Origin of the sequence: Methyloversatilis sp. XJ19-13 (assembly GCF_024580155.1) — a bacterium.
Classification (GTDB): Bacteria; Pseudomonadota; Gammaproteobacteria; order Burkholderiales; family Rhodocyclaceae; genus Methyloversatilis.
This window is the reverse complement of sequence record NZ_JANINH010000005.1, coordinates 264,033-285,746: the sequence shown is the minus strand read 5'-3', so window position 1 is coordinate 285,746 and position 21,714 is coordinate 264,033. Positions and strand designations below refer to the sequence as shown.

At 64.8% G+C, this 21,714-nt stretch carries 15 protein-coding genes and 1 tRNA gene; 6 read left to right on the top strand and 10 right to left on the bottom strand.

The genetic code is table 11. The features are described from left to right. Window positions 1-384 precede the first annotated feature (384 nt). Both NMQ14_RS09280 and NMQ14_RS09275 read left to right on the top strand, forming a co-directional pair. Window positions 385-774 (top strand): hypothetical protein, encoded by a 390-nt coding sequence (locus NMQ14_RS09280; protein ID WP_257095440.1) that lies wholly within the window; start codon window positions 385-387, stop codon window positions 772-774. 238 nt (window positions 775-1,012) lie between these two features. Then, window positions 1,013-1,089: transfer RNA gene (locus NMQ14_RS09275), tRNA-Met, on the top strand. Window positions 1,090-1,878: 789 nt separating this feature from the next. Here the strand turns inward: NMQ14_RS09275 and NMQ14_RS09270 are convergent. The 7 genes from NMQ14_RS09270 to NMQ14_RS09240 all read right to left on the bottom strand — a co-directional run bounded on the left by NMQ14_RS09270 (window position 1,879) and on the right by NMQ14_RS09240 (window position 13,409). Continuing rightward, complete coding sequence (locus NMQ14_RS09270) at window positions 1,879-2,574, bottom strand: M48 family metallopeptidase (protein WP_257095438.1); 696 nt, start codon at window positions 2,572-2,574, stop codon at window positions 1,879-1,881. Beyond that, window positions 2,571-5,885: a type I restriction endonuclease subunit R gene (locus tag NMQ14_RS09265; protein ID WP_257095435.1), complete on the bottom strand. Its 3,315-nt coding sequence runs from the start codon at window positions 5,883-5,885 to the stop codon at window positions 2,571-2,573. The genes NMQ14_RS09270 and NMQ14_RS09265 overlap by 4 nt, the downstream gene beginning before the upstream one ends. A gap of 126 nt (window positions 5,886-6,011) precedes the next feature. Continuing rightward, window positions 6,012-7,061, bottom strand: coding sequence for a macro domain-containing protein (locus tag NMQ14_RS09260; RefSeq protein ID WP_257095433.1), 1,050 nt, complete (start codon window positions 7,059-7,061; stop codon window positions 6,012-6,014). 22 nt (window positions 7,062-7,083) lie between these two features. Then, window positions 7,084-7,737 carry a DUF4433 domain-containing protein gene (locus NMQ14_RS09255; protein WP_257095431.1) on the bottom strand — a complete coding sequence of 218 codons (654 nt, stop codon included), beginning with the start codon at window positions 7,735-7,737 and terminating at the stop codon, window positions 7,084-7,086. 281 nt (window positions 7,738-8,018) lie between these two features. Further along, window positions 8,019-9,689, bottom strand: a complete 1,671-nt coding sequence (locus NMQ14_RS09250) for an ATP-binding protein (RefSeq protein ID WP_257095429.1) — start codon at window positions 9,687-9,689, stop codon at window positions 8,019-8,021. Further along, entirely contained in the window at window positions 9,686-10,957 is a 1,272-nt protein-coding gene (locus NMQ14_RS09245; RefSeq protein WP_257095427.1) for a restriction endonuclease subunit S, read from the bottom strand. The genes NMQ14_RS09250 and NMQ14_RS09245 overlap by 4 nt, the downstream gene beginning before the upstream one ends. Beyond that, on the bottom strand, window positions 10,950-13,409 hold the full coding sequence (locus tag NMQ14_RS09240) for a class I SAM-dependent DNA methyltransferase (RefSeq protein WP_257095425.1): 2,460 nt from the start codon (window positions 13,407-13,409) through the stop codon (window positions 10,950-10,952). The genes NMQ14_RS09245 and NMQ14_RS09240 overlap by 8 nt, the downstream gene beginning before the upstream one ends. Before the next feature lie 233 nt (window positions 13,410-13,642). Here NMQ14_RS09240 and NMQ14_RS09235 point away from each other — a divergent pair, with 233 nt between their 5' ends. Then, entirely contained in the window at window positions 13,643-14,554 is a 912-nt protein-coding gene (locus tag NMQ14_RS09235) for an alpha/beta fold hydrolase (RefSeq protein WP_257095423.1), read from the top strand. Window positions 14,555-14,814: 260 nt separating this feature from the next. Here NMQ14_RS09235 and NMQ14_RS09230 read toward each other — a convergent pair whose 3' ends face one another. From NMQ14_RS09230 to NMQ14_RS09220, 3 genes are all read right to left on the bottom strand, one after another. Next, complete coding sequence (locus tag NMQ14_RS09230) at window positions 14,815-16,317, bottom strand: phytoene desaturase (protein ID WP_257095421.1); 1,503 nt, start codon at window positions 16,315-16,317, stop codon at window positions 14,815-14,817. 159 nt (window positions 16,318-16,476) lie between these two features. Continuing rightward, window positions 16,477-17,985: a 1-hydroxycarotenoid 3,4-desaturase CrtD gene (gene crtD / locus NMQ14_RS09225; RefSeq protein ID WP_257095419.1), complete on the bottom strand. Its 1,509-nt coding sequence runs from the start codon at window positions 17,983-17,985 to the stop codon at window positions 16,477-16,479. 9 nt (window positions 17,986-17,994) lie between these two features. Continuing rightward, window positions 17,995-18,744 (bottom strand): hypothetical protein, encoded by a 750-nt coding sequence (locus NMQ14_RS09220; RefSeq protein WP_257095417.1) that lies wholly within the window; start codon window positions 18,742-18,744, stop codon window positions 17,995-17,997. A gap of 283 nt (window positions 18,745-19,027) precedes the next feature. Here NMQ14_RS09220 and NMQ14_RS09215 point away from each other — a divergent pair, with 283 nt between their 5' ends. The 3 genes from NMQ14_RS09215 (at window position 19,028) to NMQ14_RS09205 (ending at window position 21,648) form a co-directional block, all read left to right on the top strand. Then, entirely contained in the window at window positions 19,028-20,440 is a 1,413-nt protein-coding gene (locus NMQ14_RS09215; RefSeq protein WP_257095415.1) for a cytochrome P450, read from the top strand. Beyond that, complete coding sequence (locus NMQ14_RS09210; protein WP_257095413.1) at window positions 20,437-21,222, top strand: ATP-grasp domain-containing protein; 786 nt, start codon at window positions 20,437-20,439, stop codon at window positions 21,220-21,222. Before NMQ14_RS09215 ends, NMQ14_RS09210 begins: the two co-directional genes overlap by 4 nt. Window positions 21,223-21,360: 138 nt before the next feature. After that, on the top strand, window positions 21,361-21,648 hold the full coding sequence (locus tag NMQ14_RS09205; RefSeq protein WP_257095411.1) for a hypothetical protein: 288 nt from the start codon (window positions 21,361-21,363) through the stop codon (window positions 21,646-21,648). Window positions 21,649-21,714: the final 66 nt, after the last annotated feature.

Below are 21,714 nucleotides of genomic sequence, written 5' to 3'. Positions count from 1 at the left end.
TGAGGTGAACTCTATTAATGCTGCAACGCAACGAGGGCAGGGCCTCCAAACCCGTTGCACGACGGTTGGCGCACGAACTAACTGCAGTAGTTACTAACACCTCACTGGGTGGGTTGTTGCTATGGATCGTGGAACTCGAATCGCCCTTGTCATCAGCGTTTTGTGGGTCGCCTTGTCGCATTTAATCGTTGACGAGATCAAGGAAGGTGGTGGCACGCTGATTGAAGACACACTTGTTCTCGGCGTCCTTCCAGTCGCGATCTATTGGGCCTACCGGTTCATGCGCGCCGTAAAGTCATGAGAAAAATCCTCTGTACCTTACCCCTGTTGCTTGTGTCCCTGACTTGCAGTGCTGCTACTGATCCAGGAGAGACTGCTGCGAACATGTTGGCGATGACGCAGTTTGGTCACCTGTTGGAGAAGCAGGGAGCACGTCTGCGAACGATGTCGATACTAAGGGCCTGCGGGGAAGAGTCCAAAGCGGAGCTTCTCCATGTAAAGATATTCTCTCCTGCCAACTCGGATGCCGCTTTGGATATCACGTTAAAGGACCCTAAAAGCGAACCGTGGGTGTCGTTGCTTGGTGAACGAAGAACAAGAGACGCTGGGCGTGAGTACGTGCTCTCCCGCGAGTCCTTTGCACAGATTCATGTGATTTATCGAGCGCTTGCGATTGGATATTCGCTCGGGATGGAGGATGTGCTTGAACCGTTCGCACAGTCAGGTTCGGATTTGTGTGAGCAGGTACTCAAAGAAAAGCCGTGGCTCGATTGAATCGCCTCACGGACCACGTAAAGTTTTAGTTTGCTACATCGCTGCATGCCGTAGACCCGCGCGCAACTGATCTTTTACCAAGCTTTAATTGCGACGTGATGTCCAAAACCTTTCGAGACGGTTGTCAGACTCCGCAGCCAGACGCCCTCTCGAAAACCTCGGATTTCAAAAGAGAGGGTGAAGTTTTGGATAGCTCGGTTGACTCGATCCGGCTGAAACCCTTACACTGCGCGGCTTTGGTGATGTAGCTCAGCTGGTTAGAGCGACGGATTCATAATCCGTAGGTCGAGGGTTCAAGTCCCCCCATCACCACCAGCATTCAAGCGGCTCCCAGCGATGGGGGCCGTTTTCGTTTTGGGGGTGGGCTAGCACGGGGCTAGCTTTGGCGAGGTGCCGACCTCGCGTACTGGCAGTTTTAATGTTCGAGCGTGGAGCGCGCTACCTCCGCTCAGGCACTGTGCGCCATTTCTGCACGAAGCACAGCCAACCCACCGATTGCGTGGTTCTGAGCCTCACGCTACCACGACGCTTAGATCGCCCACTCCCGTTGCCGCTGCATGCTGCGACGGCCGTTCGAACATCGTCGGGGGTGAGCACACAAACCTCGAGAAGCCACTGTATTTTACGTACAGCAATAAAGGCGAAGGTCAAACAGAGAACTTCGATCGCCCTTTGCGCAAGCGCTTCCGTAGACCAAGCTGAAAGCAGGGTAGGAGAACTTGGACTGGAGGCAATCAAAATGAGTGTTTGGAAGCGCTGTACGGTGTCAATCAATCGTATCCGAGGCAGATGGGTGGGTCGGCGGCGCAACGTGAAACAGCCAAGACCAACCTTGTTCCCGGTAAGCCTATATGCCGCATTGCTTCCGGTTTTGGTCAAGTACATTGTCGAAGTGGCTTTGTCTGCTCTCCATGAAATCCAGAATTACCTTTTGTAATGGGACGACGCCAGCGTGCTCTCAGCCTCTCACATACCCCAGGAAAACCTGTCCGCTCAGCATCCGGTATGAGCAAAATCAGCATGCTCAGGTTGGTGTGTTCACCCAAGTACGCGACCCATCCACCAAACCATGCCAACCTTCGCGCCATGCCTGATGGCGACGCGCTACAGACCCTCGACCTCCATCCCTCGCACGGCGAGCCATACCTTCCTGCGCTCGTAATCAGGCATCGCACGTTCAACTCGCCGCCAGAACTCAGGCGTGTGGTGCTGCTCAAGCAGGTGGGCCATCTCATGCACCACGACGTACTCGGCGATCCGGGCGGGCAGCAGGATGGTTTTCCAGTGGAAGTAGAGCAGCGCCCCCTTGCCGCACGATCCCCAGCGGTAACCCAGATCCTGCACGCGGATGCCGGCGGGCGTGACTTCCATCCGGCTGGCGTAGTCCTGCACTTTTGACCACAGCCATGGCCGTGCCCTTTCGCAGTACCAGCGAATGAGGTGTTCGCGCCCGGTTGATGCCAGCGCCTTCGGCATCACGAAGCGTCCACCCTGCAGTTTCACCGCCACATCGCATTCATCGACCAGACGCAGGCGGTAGGTGCGGCCAAGGTAGGTGAAGTCTTCGCCCTCCACGAAAACCTTGTGCTGCGTCGTGCGCGACAGTGCCTCCTTGCGGGCGAGCTGTTTGTAGACCCACATCCGCTTGCGCTGCACGAAGTCCCGCAGCGTCACGTCGGCCACATCGGGTGGGGCAGACAGGATCAGCTCGCCGCCCCGATCAACCGTGATCTCCAGCGCACGCCGCTGCTGACTGCGACGCACTTCGAAGCAGAGGTCGTTCACTTTCAGCGTGCTCATGATTTCAGCAGTCTGTCGTGGTTGGCGCGCGCCAGCTCCATCAGCTTGTCGACCAGCGCCTCAATCTGCGGCGTGGGCAGCAGGCGGCTCTTCATCAGCAGTTCGAAAATCCGCGTGTTCAGTGCGTCCTGAGCCGGTTGGCGGTTGGGGCGCCAGAAGGTGGGTGTCAGCTCTGCGCTGATGGTGTCGACCACCTCCACTGTCAGCTCCACCAGCAGCGTGCGCTCGGCGTCGGCGAGTTCGCGGTCACCGGCTGCGGTGTCGACGATCAGCCGCAGGAAAGGGCCGTAGTGTTCAGGCAGGTCGGGCAGCCGATCATCAGGCGTGATGTGCCCGGTGCGGATCTCCTCGACAAGTACCTTCAGCGCCTTGGTCAGCTCGTCCCACTGCTCGTCAAGCTTGCCCAGGAGCTCCCGCAGTCGCTCGCTCAGCTTGCGGTACGCAACCGGGTCCTGATCCAGATGCTCGCGGATGTGCGCGCGTATGGCGTGCTCCATCTCCGACGCCTTGGCCCGGTCGTTCGGCTCCCTGGCCAGCTTGGTACCGAAGTCGGCGTCGGTCAGCGACACCGGCGGAATCTTCGGATCCACGCCCATCGACACCACATGATCATCGATCAGTTTGCGCACCTTGGCGCCCACGTCCTTGCCCAACTGGACGGTATCCCTGTAAGTGTTCCGGGCTCGTGCGTAGATGAACGCGAGGCGTTTGGCGTCCTTCACGAAGGGAAGCCCCTCAGATCTCGGTAGTACGACATCCAGCGTGTCGAGGAAGGCCTTGAGCTTGACCGCGAACTCAGCGCGCAACCGTTCGTCACGCAATAGCGCAACGCACTCCACGTAGTCGTCAAGGTCCTCTATGCCGCGGCTGCGGAACAGATCCGCCACGCGCAGGTGCCGGTCGCGCAGCACCGGTATTTCATCCTTCAGGCTCTGCAGCGCACCGTCGATGTCCTCGTCTGCATAGACGTTCAGCGCCTCCTTGAGGTGGTGCGCCAGACCGAAGTAGTCGACGACGATGCCGAACTTCTTGCCGTGCCCGGTGCGATTCACGCGTGCGATCGTCTGCAGCAGCTCGGCTTCGCGGATCGGTCGGTCCAGGTACATCACGCCCTCGATGGGCGCGTCGAAGCCGGTCAGGAGCATCGACTTCACGATCAGGAAGGCCAGCGGGTCCGCCTTGGTCGGGTCGGCATGCAGCAGCGGCTGCTTGAAGCGCTTGATGCGCTGCTCCTGCGCGGTGCTGTCGGTCCATTGCTTCCAGGCCGGATCGTCGTTGTTGCTGCCCGAAATGATGGAGGCGAACTCGATGCGCGCCAGCACCTCACGCCAGCGCCAGGCCTGAACCTGCGCCTGCACCGCCGGTGGTCGCGTGCACAGCACCTCGTCGTCCAGCGCCTTGTTCTCCGGGCTCAGCGCATCGGCCTCTGCCAGCAGCTCATCCCGCGCGACGATGAAGGCATCCAGATAGCGCACCACGGCCAGCCGGCTGTATGCCACCACCTGCGCCTTGAAGCCGTTGGGCAGGATGTGGGTGACGTAATGGCGCAGCATGTCGCGCGCCTTGTCGCGGATGAGGTCCGGCGCTTCGAAGATCTGGCCCTTGGTGGCGTACTTCTTCCGGATCGCCTCCAGTTCTTCCGGTGTGTGTTCGCGGAACAGGTCTTCGAACAGATCATCCAGGCTGGCGCCGTCCTTCACCGCACCGTGCGCCGTGCGGCCTTCGTACAGGATGGGCACGATGGCCCCGTCGGCCTCCGCTTCGCGGATGGTGTAGCGATCGATGAACTCGCCGAAGATGGCGTGCGTGCGCTTCTTGTCGCCCATCAGGATCGGCGTGCCCGTGAAGCCGATGCGCGCGCAGTTGGGCAGACCGGCCAGCAAGGTCGCCTGCAGGTCGCCCGCCTGGCCGCGGTGTGCTTCATCCACCAGCACCAGAATGGCTTCGTCCTCGTTCAGCACGTCGGGGTCGTAGGGTTTGGGCGCCGGCTCGTGCGTCGCCAGTTTCGGCAGGTCTTCGGCCCTCAGCCCGGGTTCGCCCACGGCGTCACCGCTGCGCTGCTTCTGGATCATGCCGAACACGATGTCCGGCCCGTGGCGGCGCAGTTGTTTCTTTAGATCTTCGGCCGAACTGGCCCGCAACACATTCTGGCCGGTGAGCGTGGCCGTCTCTGACAGCTGGCGCTCCAGGTCATTGCGGTCTGTCACCACCACCACCTTGAACCGGCGCAGCAGCGCGTCACTGCGCAGCTTGCGCATCAGAAACACCATGGTCAGGCTCTTCCCCGAGCCTTGGGTGTGCCACACGATGCCGCCGCGCCTGTCGTGCTCACCGTCCTGCCTGCGCGTGGCGCCGGTGCGAAGGCGGTGGATGGCGCGATTGACCGCGCGGTACTGCTGGTAGCGGCAGACCGACTTCACGGTCTGCCCGTCGGCCGTCATGAACAGCATGAAGTGGCGCACCACATCGAGCAGGTGTGACGGGCGCAGCAGACCTGCCACCAGTCGTTCCTGTTCGGAGAGCTGCGTCTTGTCCGCAGGCTTGCCGAGACGGGCTGCCACTTCGGCCTCGCAACCCTGTCCGTCGGCGCCCACCACCGTCTTCCACGCAGCGTAGTGACGGAAGGCGGCACCCACACTGCCCACGCGCGCCTCGTCGAAGCTGGTGGCAATCAGCAACTGGTTGGTGTGGAACAGCGGCTCGTTGCCTTCGTTGTCATCCACCTCGCCACTGGCGCGGCGCTGATTACTGTAACGGCGCAGCTGGTCCACCGCGTCGGCCAGCGGTTCGGGCACGCTCGGGCTCTTGCACTCGACCACGACCAGCGGAATGCCATTCACCAGCAGCACCAGGTCCGGCACGATGAAGGCCTTGCCGCGCGTGTAACCCGGTGGGCAGTCCACCCGGTACTGATTGACCACGGTGAATGTATTGCGCTCGGGCGTTTCCCAGTCGATGAAGTGGATGGTCTGGCTGCGGCCCCCGTCCCAGCCGGGCAGGCCCTCCACGGTGATTCCGCTCAGCAGCAGCTCGGTTGCGATGCGGTTGGCTTCCATCAGCCGGTGCGCGGGAATGCGGGTCAGCGCGCCCACAGCCTGACTGACGCGCTCGTCGTCCAGCCAGGGCTGTCCCGTGGCGTCGAGGTTCAGCGCTTGCAGCTGGCGGCGCAGCGTGGCGAGCTGAATGACCTCGGCGAAGCTGTCGCGTCCGGTGAGTGCGGGTTTGTCGAGGTCGCCTTCGACATAGCGCCAGCCCATCGTCAGCAGTTGCTCGACGAAGGGTTTCTCAACGGTTTCGAGTTCCCAGCCCATGCCCGCCTCGCCTATGCGCCTGGAGCCCACAGCGGCTCATAGGTGCTCATAGAAAATCCATAGAAGCTGATGTCAAGCCAATGTCAGGCGCACACCACGCATTCCAGACCAAAGACATGAAATGGATCAACGCATCCAGCCGGCTTCTTCCAGGCGCGCCCATGCCACCGTTACGTGCTCCGGGCGGAAGACCGATTTCTTGCGCGGATTCCAGGCGTGCACTTGCTTGATCGCCTCGTCCGCATTCGCGGCGCGCTCGGCATGGCCGGGGCTCGGTTCGTGTGCCACCCAGTGGACAGTGGCAAGCAGCTCCATGCCATAGGGTGTCTCGAAGCCTTCGATCAGCTCGGCAACACGGTCGAGGCGCTGTCTCGCCGGCTCATCATCGGCCAGGAAGGCATCCGCCTCGTCCACCGCACCCGGCAGCAGGTCGATCTGGGTAGTCGGCTTCTGGCTGTCGCCATAGCCACGTACGTAGTGCCCCTCCATCGACTCCAGCACCTTGTTCAGGTTGTCGGCGTATGGGCCATAGTGCCCGGCTTCGTAGCGCAGGCGCAGCGGTTGCCCTGCCGCCTGCAGGAAGTAGGCGAGCTTCTGCACTTCAAGCAAGGTGCGCGAGTAGTCCAGCGCCGAGTAGGCGTGCATCAGCTTCACGAACAGCGCACGTGCGGGCGTCATGTCCGGGCGTTTCGTCCGAACGGGCATGCTCGTTGCGCTTGGCGCCCCAGCCGGTTCGAACAAAAGCACCTTCACGTCCGGCAGATCGGCGAATGCACTTTCGATCATGGGCCGCACCACTGCCCAATCCAGACCACCGAGGCCGCAGCCAAGCGGCGGCAGGGCGATCGAGCGGATACCCAGACGCCGGACATCGGCAACCAATGCGCTCAGCCCGCTGGCGACGTCTTCCAGCCGCGACTTCCCACGCCAGTGACGCTTGGTCGGAAAGTTGATGATCCAGCGCGGATTCACCAGCCCGCCGTTGTCATGGACGAGCATCCGCCCCGGCACCACCTCTTCGGCCGCGCACGCTGCCGTGTAGGCCTTGAAGTTGGCCGGAAACGCCTGTTTGAACTGCAGCGCGATGCCCTTGCCCATGTAGCCGACACAATTCACCGTGTTGACCAGCGCCTCGACCTCGGCGGTGAGCAGGTTGCCGCGTGTAATTTCGATCATTCTTGGCCTCCTCGCTTCGCGCTCAGTAATACAGGGCGGGCTTTATCTTGACAACCACCTGCCTGCGCAGCGGGTGCTCGGCAAGGATGCTTTCCACGCGCGCCTTCATCGCTGCATTCAACACGCCTATACCCGCAATGAGTTTCCAATCGAGCGACTGCCACACCAGGAACTCGGCCTGCTTGCGACGCTGGCGGTCATTGTCTTCGGGCGTGTCGCTCCAGTAGCGCTCGCCGACCAGCCTCCAGTCCACCGCGTCCAGGCGCGCCAGATCGTCGAACCAGTTGGTGAAGGTGGCGAGGCCGTGGCCGTCGGTGAACACGAAACGACAACCTGCCTCAGCCACCGATCGGGCGGTGCTCACGAGATAGATCAGAGGCTCCTGCCCCTCGTCGTAGCCGTCGACACGACCGGTCTTCAGATTAAGCAGCATCGGCGACAGCGGACCGAAGTAGAACGGCACGTAGTCATGCACTGTCCCCTGTGGCCCGCAAGGAACGGCCTTCTCCTGGCGGCTCGCTTGTACCTGCGTGTTGTGGATCGCGCGGTAGAGCAGCCCATCTTCGGGTGTGCAGGTGGGCGCATGCAGCGCTCCGCGCGCGAGGATGGTCGGCAGCGAGTCCACATGCACCATGCGGTAGATGAGCGTGGGGAATGGAGCCGTTGCGCTCGACATGACACTCAAGTTGCCGCAGCGTTGTAAAGCCGGGGGACGGGGACGCAACCGGTCTGGATGGGGGTGTAGAGATCGCCGCCGGCAGGGTGCCCGCCCATGTCGACCGACGGCTCGACAAATGGGTACTCCACTTCATCCGATTCATCCGATTCATCCAATTCCCAGCCCATAAGCCTCCCGTGTCTTCGCCAAGCGCTTGATTCACAACGATTCAATCTCGGGTCAGTCGTCCATAACTATCCATAACTGTCCATAACCATCCATTTTGGCAGCTCAGCCGCTCAGCCTTTGGTCGGCTCCACCAGTGTGTAATAGGCGCCGCGCCGCTCGCCGTGCTGCACCAAACGCCCGCCCGCCTTCAACCGCCGCAGCAGGTCGCGAGCCTGCGGTGCCGTCAGCCTGCAAAGCGCAACTGCCTCACTGCGCCTGATGCTGCCGTGCTGCCGCACGTAGTTCAGCACAAGCTGTTCGTGCTGCAACGCGCTGAAGCCAGCCTGCCGCGTGTAGGCCGCCTTGTCGCCGTCTGCCTGATACACCCCGGGCGCCAGCGTGTAGGTGCGGCCCTTCGTGGTGCCGTGCGCCTGCACCAGACCGGCCTCCAGCAATGCCTCCAGCGTGCGCCTGGCTTGCGACGGGTCACGCTGTATGTGCAGGGCCAGCTCGTCGGTGGTGAGGCGCTTGAGTTCGCGCAACGCCGCCAGTGCAATCAGGCTGTCGATCGGCAAGGCCGTGCCGCGTCGCCCCTCCTCGCCAACCACCACTTTCAGAAAGGCTTCGTCGGCATCCACCGTAGCCAGCCGCAGCACCACGTTCTGCGCATCGGTGCGGCGATAGTCCGGCTCGGGCCGGCCGAAGCGCAGCATGCCGCGGTAGATCTTGTCGACGCCGCGGCCTGAACGGTCGACCAGACCTACACGTTTCATCGCATCGGCCAGCGCCCGGTTGCGCGGTCGTGGTTCGGTGGTCAGCAGGTTGGCCACCGTCACGCCGTCCACCAGACCGCCGGGGTTGCTGATGGTCAGACCCTCGTCGTCCAGCCGCACATGCACGGCGCCCAGGCGGTGATAGTCGCGGTGCACCAGTGCATTGGCCACCGCCTCACGGAAGGCACCGAGATCGACGCGGGGCACCGGCACGCGGAACAGGCCGACCTGGATCTCGCGTTCGGGGTTGTAGGGGCGGAAGTTGGTTTCAAGCCAGTCCAGCGCCTTCAGTAGCGGGAAGCGCCGGAACTCGTTGAAGCCCACCGCCTCGCGCGCCAGCACCTGAAAAGCGAATTCATGCGTGGGTACCAGATCGCGCAGCGCCTGCTCTCGGCCCACCAGCAGCAGGCCGGTGAGCGTGGGTACGCGGCTGCCGTCAGTCTGGCGGGCGGTGAGACTCAGCGCGCCGTCGAGCGCTTCGTCGTCCAGTTCCAGCAGCACACGGTCGCCGCCGTACTGCTGCACGCTCTGGCTCAGGCGCTCGCGCTCCAGAGGGTCCAGGTCGGCGAGCGTGGCGCCGGCGACGGGCTGTGCCGACGCGTCCGCCAGCCCGAAGTGCGCGGCGCGGCTGGCGCGGTCGTGCGGCAGCATCGGCGCGCACTCGGGTGTGCCATCGTGCTTGATGCGGCGGCGCAGGTAGACACCGCTGGTGGTGCCCACCTCGCTGCCGGCCTTGGGTACCGCGATACGCGCGACGGCCACGCCACCCAGATGGGCGGGCGTCACGGCGACCATCACCGACGGCGAAGTGCGTGCAGCGACCAGCCCGCCCAGTCCAGACAGATTCTGGTGTTCGACATGCAGGCCGGTGGGTGTGCCGTCGTCTTCCACGCCCAGCCACAGCTCGCCGCCGTCGGCATTAGCCAGACACACCACGGCTTCGACCAGTTCGCGGTCGGAAAGGCGGGTGCGGTCGCTCTTGAACTCGACCGTGAGCGATTCGCGTGGGGGCAAGGGCGGCGGGGTCATGCGGGGGCGGCGATGTCCAGCAGCGGCGTGACGCGGACGCGGCCGGTGAGGAGGTCGTCCATGAGGCCAGATTTCTGCTCGCGCAACTTCGACATGAGTGCCATGTTCGTTGCCAATGTCCGGTCGAGTGCATCAACCCTCTCGCATATGAGTTGCTGCTCAGCGACCAAGGGCATCGAAAGTACAACCTTCCTGAGGTTGCTCAGATTCACTCGCTGCATCGTGACGCCCTGCTCGAACCCTCGAACCTGACGGCGCGCGGCCGCACCATTCAAACTCCGCATCACAAATGGTCCGATAGCAATGTCTTTACGGGGGCGCTGGCGAAAGCAATCCGCCTTGTTCACCGCAGCGGGCAGCTCGGCTGGGTAACAGCAGGCCCGCCCCACCGGATATCGCTCATCGCCCAGGGCAGCAACCAGAACGTCGCCACCGACGACCTGATTCTTGCTGAGAGCGCCTGCCTTCGACTCGGACACATAGGCGCGCTCGTTGTCGTCAAAGTCTCCGATGCCGATGTTTTGAAGCCGAACTACACGAACGCCGGGAACCGGGACGTAGTGTTCGGTCTTCAGATTGGAGCCGAACGGACCGTCCACGACCGAATCGGAGATTTGATCTACCGAGCGCAACTCCCATCCCCTCGGAATCCACCCTAGCAGCGAGTCTTTGTAGAGATGGGGCGCCTGGTTTTGCGGCGGGCGCAGTTCGCCGTTGGTGTCGATGCCGCGGGTCAGCAGGTCGTGCAGCAGCCCCTGCTTGACCTGCTGGAGCTTCTCGATGATCGCCTCGGTCTGGCGGATTGTGGTGTCGAGGGTGTCACGCAGCTCGGCGATAGCACGTTGCTCATCAATTGGAACGCAGTCGAAGCGATAGAGGTCGCGAATAACACTTGGGTGAGCTTTCATCTGGTAGTCGAACTGAATACCGGACTGCAGCTTCTCAAGGATCGCATGCAGGTAACCGTAGTCCCACCGATCTGGGCGCTTGATGCGGAGAAACCCACAGACGTTGGTGACCGAGAACCGATGTTTGCGCCGATGGAAGGGTCGTCCCCCACCGTCAATTGACCATGTGATCAACTCCTCATCGAACATGTGACGGCCGTACCGGCCAAACACCCCGTCGCCGACGGCGGACGACGAGTACACCGGATAGTCACCGGGATAGGCGGCCAAGTCGCCAGTCGAGATCACGTCTCCGCGCCCAAGCTCAAGGTCGCCGCGCCGCTCGTAGGCGCCCAGAGTGTGACTGGTCGCTTCACGCATATCCGAGCGCATTCACAAAGCTGCGCAGCGCAGACGCCGCAGCGTCACGGTCGCGTTCGATGTCCTTCAGCGTTACCCGGTACTTATCCCACCAGTTCTCGAACGCCACGACGACCTGCTGCCGCTGCGCACTGATGTAGCGCTCCAGGATCACCTGCATGTCGTTGCGCAGAATCGCCAGCAGCAGCGCCGCGGCGCCGGCCTCGTCCAGCGCATCGACCGCCGCGTTCAGTCGCTCGGCAAAACCCTGTTCCTGCGCCTTGATGTCCTTCTTCAGCGCGGCGAGCTGCCGCTTCCATTCCTTGAGCTGAGCTTCGTCCACCGCAGGCTCGTCTTCACCGGCCTCGGCGTCGTCGCCATCATCGCCTGCACCCTTCTCCGGCGTGGCTGCCTTGATCTGGCTGTCCAGTTCGGCCTTGCGCGCTTCCAGTTCGGCCAGTGCGTCGACGAAACCGGCCATCAGGAACCTGACCAGCTTGTGGTCGAGCGGGTTGTCCTTGCTCTGTTCGTCGTCCATCGCCGTCAGGATGCTGGTGCGCCAGGCGTCGATCACGCCCTTGGCGCCGCGCGCCATCAGCGTCATGAATTCGTACTTGGCGTCAGACCAGAAGCCGGCCACGATGCCGCGCACCTGAAAGCGCCCGAGCACGCCCGCGGGCTCCAGTGCAGCGCTGAAGCTGTGCAGCAGCTCGTTGCGCAGGCCGACAAAACTCTGGGCACCCGCCAGGGCGGTGATGCGCGGGCTGTGCGCCTGCCACCACGCTTCGAACGCGTCCCGCACCGCCTGCTCGCGTGCGAGGAGTCCTGCGTTCGTTTCGACGGCGGGCTTGATCGCCTGCCGCGTCGAGAGCTCGGGGTGGAAGTCGAAGTAGCTGGCATCGCGCTCGATGAACAACGCCAGCGGGTCCAGCCCGTGCGCGGCGAACAGGGCCGCCTTGGCCTGCACCTCGGCCTTGGGTACGCCGCCCAGCAGGTGCGCGCGCACGTCGTGCGGCTCGGGCGGCGGCGCGTTGTCGGCGTAGCGGCGGATGTTCAGGTTGCAGTCGTTGTCGCGCAGCGTGGCATTCGGAACGATGGCGCTGAAGCCCGGCACCTCGGCGAAGTTCTCGAAGGTATTGACGATCTTCTCGACGTGCTCGGGCAGCAGGTGGTTCTGCGCGCGACCTTCGAAGAATTCGCGGTCGGCATTGATGAACAGCACCTTGCCCTGACGCTCGGCGGGCTTGCCGCTGTAGTTGCCCTGGCGCTGGCGCAGCACCAGCACGCACGCCGGGATGCCGGTGCCGTAGAACAGGTTGGCCGGCAGGCCGATCACGGCTTCGAGCAGATCGGCTTCGAGCATGGCGGCGCGGATGGCGCGTTCTTCGCCGCCGCGGAACAGCACGCCGTGCGGCATGACGGTCGCGACCATGCCGCCGTCGCGCGTCACCGCCACCATGTGCTGCAGGAACATCAGGTCGGCCTTCTTGCTGCCGAGCGACACCTCGCCGTAGCGGAAGCGCTCGCCACGGAACTTCGGCGCCCAGACCGACTGGCCGGCGCGGTCGGTGTCGGTGGTGCCCCAGTTGATCGAGAACGGCGGATTCGACAGCACGCGGTCGAAACGCATCAGCTCGCCCCCTTCGACATGCTGCGGCTCGGCCAGCGTGTCGTCGTTGCGCAGGTCGGCGGTGCTGATGCCGTGCAGCAGCATGTTCATCTTGGCGATGGACCAGACGGTGCCATTCGCTTCCTGCCCGCACAGATCGGCCCGGCTGCCATCGCCGCCGTGTTCATCGATGTACTCCTTGGCCAGGATCAACATGCCGCCTGAGCCCACGCAGGGGTCGTAGATGCTGTGCTGCTGTTCGGGCTTGAGCAGCCGCACCATCATGCGCACGACCGAGCGCGGCGTGTAGAACTCGCCGCCTTTCTTGCCGGCGCTGTCGGCGAACTCGCCGATCAGGTATTCGTAGGCGGCGCCGAGCAGGTCGGGGAACTCGAAATCCTCGTTGCGCAGCCGGTAGCTACCGAAGTGGCTGATGAGCTGGCGCAGCTTGATGTCGGGGATCTTGCTCTGACCGACCTTGCGCGAGAAATCGATGTGCTCCAGCACCTCGGCCAGACTGGAGTTGTTGCTTTCCAGGCCACCCAGCGCGCGGTTCAGGAATCCACCGACATCCTGATGTGCTTCATTGACCAGGTAGGCCCAGCGAGAGGCTGGCGGCACGTAGAAGGACTGGCCGTACCAGCGCTTCAGTTCCGCGCTCTGCTCGGCCTCGGCTGTCGTCTTGCCCGACCCCACCTCCTGCCCGATGACCTGCTCGCGGCGCTGGTCGAATACGTCGGAGCAGCGTTTCAGGAACAGCATGCCGAAGATGTATTCCTTGAACTCCGAGGCATCCATCTTGCCGCGCAGGATGTCTGCGGCTTTGAAGAGGTGGCGTTCCAGCTGGGGCAGTGTGAGGGGCATTCGGAATCTTCAAGGTGGTCGATGTGCTTTTCGCTCGGCATGGAAGCGTCGAGCAGTGCGCGAGTCTATCGTCTGATGGCTGCCACGGCATCAGGTGGCGCGCTTCGCCCGCTGCGGACCGCACATCTGCGTGCCACGTACGCCCGGCTCACCCGCCTTCCCCGTCGTCTCGTGCGGCGCGAACTGCGCTACAGTCCGTCCCGGTTGTCATGCCTTGTCGGCGGGAGTCGGACGTGAAATTTCTTGTGGCCGCGCTGGTGCTGCTGGCCGTTCTGGTGTTCTGGTTGTGGACGCCCGACCGCCCGCTGGCCGAACTCGAAGCGCGCTATCTGGCGGCACCCGGCGACATGCTGGAAGTGGCCGGCACCCGGCTGCATGTGCGCGACAGCGGCCCGAAGGACGCGCCGGCGCTGATCATGCTGCACGGCTTCGGCGCCAGCCTGCACACCTGGGAGCCGTGGGCGCAGTCGCTGGAGGGCGACTACCGGGTGATCCGTTTCGACCTGCCGGGCAGCGGCCTGAGTCCGCCCGATGCGACTGGCGACTACACCGACGCGCGCAGCATGCAGATCGTGGCGGCGCTGATGGACCGCCTCGGCGTGGCGCGCGCGACGCTGATCGGTAATTCGATGGGCGGGCGCATTGCCTGGACCTTCGCCGCGACGCAGCCGGCGCGCGTCGACAAGCTGGTGCTGCTGTCGCCCGACGGATTCGCCAGCCCCGGTTTCGAATATGACAAGGCGCCGGAGGTGCCGGCGCTGATGTCACTGATGCGCCACTGCCTGCCGCGCTTCATGCTGAAGATGAGTCTGGAGCCGGCGTATGCCGACAAGACGGTGCTGACCGACGCGATGACCGATCGCTACCATGACCTGATGCTCGCGCCCGGCAGCCGCGACGCGATGATGCAGCGCATGGCGCAGATGAAACTGGTCGATCCGGTGCCGTTGCTCAAGCGCATTACCGCGCCGACGCTGCTCGTGTGGGGCGAGCAGGACGCGATGATTCCTGCCGCCAATGCGGCTGACTACAAGGCGGCCATCGCCGATGCCACCGTGGTGACCTTGCCGGACGTCGGCCACCTGCCGCATGAAGAAGCGCCGGCGCGCGCGCTTGAACCGGTGCGCGCCTTCCTGAAGCGCTGAGCGCGCCGCTGCAAATCGCCCGGTTTTCTGCGGGAGCGGCGACGGTTTTGTGGGAGCGGCGGCCTGTGGAAGCGGCGGCCTGTGGGAGCGGCGGCCTCGCCGCGAAACGCACTCTGCACAACGATGGTCGCGGCACTATCGCGGCGAGGCCGCCGCTCCCACAAGGACAGCTCCCACAAGGACAGCTCCCACAAGGACAGCTCCCACAAGGACAGCTCCCGCAGGGGCCGCCCAAGGTCGCCTTACATATCGTCCCTGTCTCAACGGCGGTGCGGGTCCGGCACCACGCGGTCGAGCACCTTGGCCGATGCGATCACGCCGGGCACACCGGCGCCCGGGTGGGTGCCGGCGCCGACCAGATACAGGTTGTCTACTTCTTCGCTCTGGTTGTGCGGCCGGAACCAGGCGCTCTGCGTCAGCACGGGTTCCAGGCTGAAGGCCGCGCCATTGACCGAATTCAGCTTGTCCTGGAAATCCTGTGGCGTGAGCATCATCGACGTGACGATTTCATCCGCCAGCCCGGGCAGGATGGAGTCGCTCAGGTATTTCTCGATCGCCTTGCGATAGGGCTCGGCCTTTTCGTGCCAGTCGGTGCCGCTGCCCAGATGCGGCACCGGCGACAGCACGTAGAAGGCGTCGCAGCCGTCCGGCGCCAGTGAAGTGTCGGTTTTCGTCGGCCGGTGCAGATAGAGGCTGAAGTCGTCGGCCACCACCTTGTTGCGGAAGATGTCGGTCAGCAGGCCTTCGTAGCGTGGGCCGAGCAGGATGGTGTGGTGCTGCACGTCCGGGTACTGGCGGCGCGTGCCGAAGTACCACACGAACAGGCTCATCGAATACTTCGACTTTTCGAGGCGCCGGTTGGTCCAGCGCCGGCGGTGTTCCGGCGCCACCAGTTTGCGGTAGGTCCAGGCCGCATCGGCATTCGATACCACGATGTCGGCCGCGATGACCTCGCCCGATGCGAGCGTCACGCTGCGCGCGCGGCGATTGGTCACGTCGATCGAAGCGACTTCGGCATTCATGCGCACCGTGCCGCCCTGGCCTTCGATCAGCCCGACCATGCCCTTGACGATCTCGCCTGTCCCGCCCATCGCGAAATGCACGCCCCAGCGCCGTTCCAGATGCGAAATGAGGCACAGGATGGAGGTGGTCGTGAACGGGTTGCCGCCGATCAGCAGCGGGTGAAAGCTCAGCACGGTACGGATGCGCTCGTTCTTCACGTAGCTGGCGACCATCCCGTACACCGTGCGGTAGCTCTTCAGCCGGACCAGTTCGGGCGCGATCTTCAGCATCGTCGTCCAGTCGGCGAACGAAATGTCGACCAGCTGGGTGAAGCCGACATCGAAGATGGCTTCGGCCTGCTTCATGAAACGTTCGTAACCGTCGACGTCATCGGGTGCGAAGCGGGCGATTTCGCGCCGCATCGCTTCCGGGTCGCCCGAATAGTCGAGGTGCTCGCCGTCGTCGAAGCGGATGCGGTAGAAGGGCGCGACCGGCCGCAGGTCGACATCGTCGGAAAAGGTCTTGCCGCACAGCGCCCACAGCTCTTCGAGCAGGAAGGGCGCGGTGACGATGGTTGGCCCGCCGTCGAAGGTGAAGCCGTCCTGCCGGTATACATAGGCGCGACCGCCGGGCGCATCGAGTTTTTCGAGCACGGTGACGCGGTAGCCGCGGGCGCCGAGACGAATCGCCGCGGCGAGGCCGCCGAAACCGGCGCCGATGACGAGGGCGTGCGGTCGGTCGGAGTCAGGGGGGGAGGTCATGGAGGCGGTCATTCGGGCGGGTCAGTCTGGCAAGGTCACTGGAACGAAGTCGGGTCAGGGTGGCAGCGGATGAAATCATTGCATGGTGTCGGCACGCGATTGACCGTCCAGGTCAATAAAAGCTCCGCCCGGGCAGCCGGCAGCGTGCAGACGCGGCATTCAGCGCGCACGGCCGAGGTCGGCGACCAGCCGCTCTGCGGCGCGACGCCCGGACAGCAGCGCCATCGGAATGCCCGGGCCGGGATGTACCGAGCCGCCGGCCAGATACAGGCCCGCAATGGCGCTGGCCGCACCGGGCCGCGCGAAGCTGCCCATCGAACCATGGTTGGCGCGGCCGTACAGTGCGCCGCCGGTGGCCGGAAACAGCTGGTTGAAACCGTGCGGTGTCGTGGCGACCGCGTCCATCGACGCGCGGTCGATGTCGAGCCCGCAGCGGCGCATCAGGTCGAAGGCGTTGTCGGCCAGTCGGGCGACTTCGGCGTCGCCGACAGACCGCGTGTCGCCGTCGGCGGGTGCGTTGATCAGCACCAGCAGGCGTTCGCGATCGAGTGCCGGCGCCGCTGCACCGTCAGGGGTATCGGCGCGGTCCTGCGCGCACACATAGACGGTCGGCGCATCGACGATGCTGCGCCGCTGGAACACCGCGGCGAATTCGTCCGGGTAGTTCTCGGCGAAGAACACATTGTGGTGGTGCAGCGGAAAGCCCCGCGTGCGGCCATGCACGCACCAGGTGATCGCCGACAGCGAGCGCTCCGCCGGCTTGATGACGGGGGCGGCTGGCTGTACGGCCGACCCGAGCAGGCCGGTCGCCAACGCCGACACGTCGCCGTTGAACACCACGCGATCGCAGTCGATGACTTCGCCGCCGGCCAGCCGCACCCCGGCGACCCGACCGCCGCGCACGACGATTTCCTCCACCTGGCAATCGAAGCGGAAGCGTGCGCCGTGCCGCTCGGCCAGCGCCTGCAGCGCGTCGGCCACGCGGCGCATGCCGCCCTCGACGATCCACACACCGTCCTGTTCGACATGCGCGATGAGCATCAAGGTGGCCGGTGCGCGCAGCGGCGACGAACCGACATAGGTGGCGTAACGGCCGAACAGCTGACGCAGGCGCGGGTCGCGAAAGTACCGGCCGAGAGCGCTCCACAGCGTGCTCATCGGCTGGGTGCGCCACAGCGCGCCGAGGTGGGCGAGACCGACGCGTTGCGTGAGCTCGATCGCCGACGGCCGCTGACCATCGATGAACGGGCCGCGCAGCGTCTGGTAGATCTCGCGGCTGCGCGCACAGAAGGCGCGGTAGCCGGCGGCATCGTGTGCGCCGGCGAAGTCGCCGATCGCCTCGACGCTGCGTTCGATGTCGGCAAACAGGTCGAGCCGGCCGCCTTCCCGCCAGGCGTGGCGCGCCAGCACCGAGGTCGTATGCAAGGTGAGTGCGTCGGTCAGCGAGGCGCCTGCGTCGGCGAACAATGACTCGAAGGCCCAGCGCATCGTGAATACGGTCGGGCCGCCGTCGATGGCAGCGCTGCCCACCTTCACCTCGCGCATCTTGCCGCCGGGTGCGGAGGCGCGTTCGAGCAGTTGCACGTCGAGCCCGCGACGCGCCAGATCGACCGCGGCCGACAGTCCACCCATGCCGGCGCCGATGACCACCACCCGTTCAGACGCCACGCCCGCCTTTCACGCGCGGTGCCCGGCCGGCAGCGCGGCGCGCGGACGCGACAGCTTGCGCCACTGATACAGGATGATGGCCAGCCCGACCGTCAGCGGAATCGCCCACAGCACCGGGTGCAGCGCCAGCGTCGGGAAGGTGCGTACGGCGCCGAAGGCGAAGAAGGCCGTGTAGACCGAAATGCCGGCGCCGACCAGTGCCTTGATGTGTTCGCGCAGCCAGTCGTTGGCCGCCGGCTGGCGCTTGTACAGGAACCACAGATTGGTGCCGACCGTCGCCCAGCCGATCAGCGACACACCCAGCATCAGCGGTTGACCGATCAGCAAGCCTTGCACGGCGCAGTTCGTGGCGGTGATGAAGGTCGCGGCCTGCAGGCCGAGATTCACCGATTCCCGGTTGGCCGCGTGGTCGCGCCGGTTGCGGATGCACTGCCAGCCGTACCAGGCCAGATTCAGCGTCAGTGTGGCCAGTGCCAGCATCATCCAGCCGAAGATCGCCCGCACCAGCGCCGGGTCGCGGAAATCGGCGTGCCCGGTCAGATGCGGGTGGGTCGATACCGGGTCGGCCAGCGTGCACAGACTGATGCCGATCGCCGCCGTGCCGGTCAGCAGCATGGTTACCGTGAACACCTTGCCCACGGTGCGGTGCGCGGCGCCGCCCTTCTTCGCGAACACCGGCACCCAGAACGCAAGCAGGCCGGTCGCGCCGGTCACGATGTGACTGGCGACGAAGAGGTGGAACAGTTCGGACACGGACATTGTTGCGCGCTCGACAGGCCTTGCCAAAGGTGGGGGGCGAGGGGCCCACACGTCGACTCAAGCAGCTGCTTGAATCATTGACACTTCGCACTGTAACCTCGTGCGGACAGATTCGGCATCGTGCAGTGCGGCAAGCCGGATCCGGGCCCGGCACCTATACTCGGGCCGCAACGCGGTGCGCGCCGCCCGTCCGACCGCCGTCTGCACGGCCGGACAGACCGACCGGCACAGCGACGCACCCCGCGCAACACACACAGCACAACGCACACGGACAGCGGCCGACGTGACAGCTTTTCCTGCGGGCCTCGATGCGAGCCCGACCTACATTCCGCCGCGCCCGCAGGCGCTGTCGCCCATCATTTCGCTGTTCCGGCTGATCGCGCAGGGTGATGGCGACCTCCTGAGTCTGCTGCCGGCCGACGCCTACCGCGTGCCGGTCGGCCATCTGGGCTATTCGCGGCGGCAGATACTGATCGTCAATGATCCGCAGCTCTATCGCAGCATCCTGACCGATCCGACCGACATCTATCCGAAGAATGACCTGATGGTGGGCGCGCTCGAACCGCTGGTCGGCAACTCGATCTTCGTGTCGTCCGGCGACACCTGGCGCAAGCAGCGCCGCATGATCGATCCGGCCTTTTCGCACATGCGGCTCGGCCAGGCCTTTCCGTCGATGGCGGCTGGCGTCGATGCGTATGAGGACAAGCTGCGCGAGCACGCATTGAGCGGCGAAGCGTTTTCGCTCGATCTGGCGATGAGCCACCTGACGGCCGACATCATCTGCCGCACGGTGTTCTCGACCTCGTTCGACACCACGGCGTCGCGCGAGGTGTTCGACGCCTTCGCGCTGTTCGAGCGCAGCGTGGCCCAGGTCGAGTGGAAGCGGCTCATTTTCGATCCGGCGTGGAAACGCGTCGATCAGCGCCCGGACGTCGAAGCCGCCTGCCACATCATCCGCGAGCGGCTGGGTGAGCTGGTCGATACCCACCTGACCGGGCCGATCACGCGCTGGAACGACATCGCAGCCGAAATGGTGAATGCGGAAGATCCTGAAACCGGCGACCATTTCGACCGCAAGGAGCTGATCGACCAGCTGGGGGTCATGTTCCTCGCCGGCCACGAAACCACGGCCAGCGTGCTGACCTGGGTGTTCTTCATCCTGAGTTCGCAGCACGACACGGTGGCGCGCATGCGCGCCGAGGTCGATGCAGTGGTGGGCGAGGGCGACATCGGCTTCGAGCACATCCGCCGGCTCACCTTCACGCGCAACGTGTTCCGCGAAACCATGCGGCTGTACCCGCCGATCACCTTCATTCCGCGCGTGGCGGCCGAGGCGACGCAGATCGGCAAATACCGGGTGAAGCGGGGCGCGATGATCATGATTTCGCCGTGGACCATCCACCGCAACGAGAACCACTGGCGCAACGCCCACCACTTCGATCCCGACCGCTTCAGCACCGAACGCGAGCACGAACTGGTGCCCGGCGCCTATCTGCCGTTCGGGCTCGGACCGCGCGTGTGCGTCGGCGCCGCCTTCGCGACCACCGAAGCGACGCTCATCCTGGCGCGCCTGGTACGCCATTTCGATTTCAGCGCGCTCGACGCCGACGCGGTGCGCCCGGTGGCGCGCCTGACGACGCGTCCGAAGCACCAGATCATGTGCCGCGTGCGTCTGCGCGAGCGGGCCGGCGCATGAAACCGGTCGTGCTGATCACGCTCGGCCGCCTGCCCAAGGGGCTGGATCTGGCACGCAGCTTTCACCGGCTGGGCTGGCGCGTCATCGTGGCCGAACCGTTCAGATGGCATCTGAGCGCGATGTCGAATGCGGTGGCGCGACGCTACACGGTGACCGCGCCGGCGCTCAGCCGCGAACGCTATCTGGACGAGTTGCGCGACATCGTGCTGAAGGAAGGCGTCGACCTGGTCGTGCCGGTGTCGGAAGAAATCATGCACGCCAGCCATCTGGCCGGTCGGCTGCCGGTCGGTGTGCAGCTGTATGCCATGCCGCCCGAGGTGCTGATGCCGCTGCACGACAAGCTGCAGTTCGTCGGCCGCTGCCGCGATTACGGTGTGGCCGCGCCGGCCACCTGCGCGCTGGGCACGCCGGGCGCCGTCGATCTTGCGCAGGCGGGTGACCACATCGTGAAGCCGGTCTATTCGTGCTCCGGTCGCGGCGTGCTGTTCCGCCGGCAGGGCGATGCGCTGCCCGAGGTCACGCCCGGTCAGCCGGCCATCGTGCAGCGCTGGGTCAAGGGCAATGTGCTGAGCACCTTTTCGATCGCTGCGGCCGGCCGGCCGCTGGTGACGGTGGTGTATCGCGGCGCGGTCATGTCGGGCACCGTGGCGGTGTGCTTCGAGCGCGTCACCGAAGCCGACCCGCAGCACCGGCCGGTCATCGACTGGGTCAGCCGGTTCATCGCCGCAGCGGGCTTCACCGGCTTCATTTCCTTTGATCTGGTGGTGGATGCCGACGGCTAGGCACACGGCATCGAGTGCAATCCGCGCGCCACCAGCGGCCTGCATTTCGTCGATCCGGACGACCTGGCGCGCGCCGTGGTGGCGCCGGCCGGGGTTCTGGCAGGGGCGCAGCCGGTACGGTTCCGCCGGCAGGTGCTGATGCAGCAGTTCTACCCCTGTCTGACCGAGGTGCAGAAGTCGATGTTCAGCCCGAAGGCCTTCGGGCCGGACTTCAGGCGCAACCTGTCGCGCTTCCTGCGCGCGCGCGACGTGACCTGGCGCTGGCGCGATCCGCTGCCCTTCATCACGATGCCGCTGACCGCGTCGCAGATCATCTGGCTGTCGATCCGCAGCGGTGCGACCTTCGGCGAAGTCGCCACGCTCGACGTCGGGCTGTACGCGCCGGACGAGGCCGCGCCCGGCGAACCCGAGGTGGCGACACCGTAAGTGCGCTGGACAGCCCACATGTGTCACTTTAAAGTGACACGCCGCGACGCAGGCGCGTCAATCAAT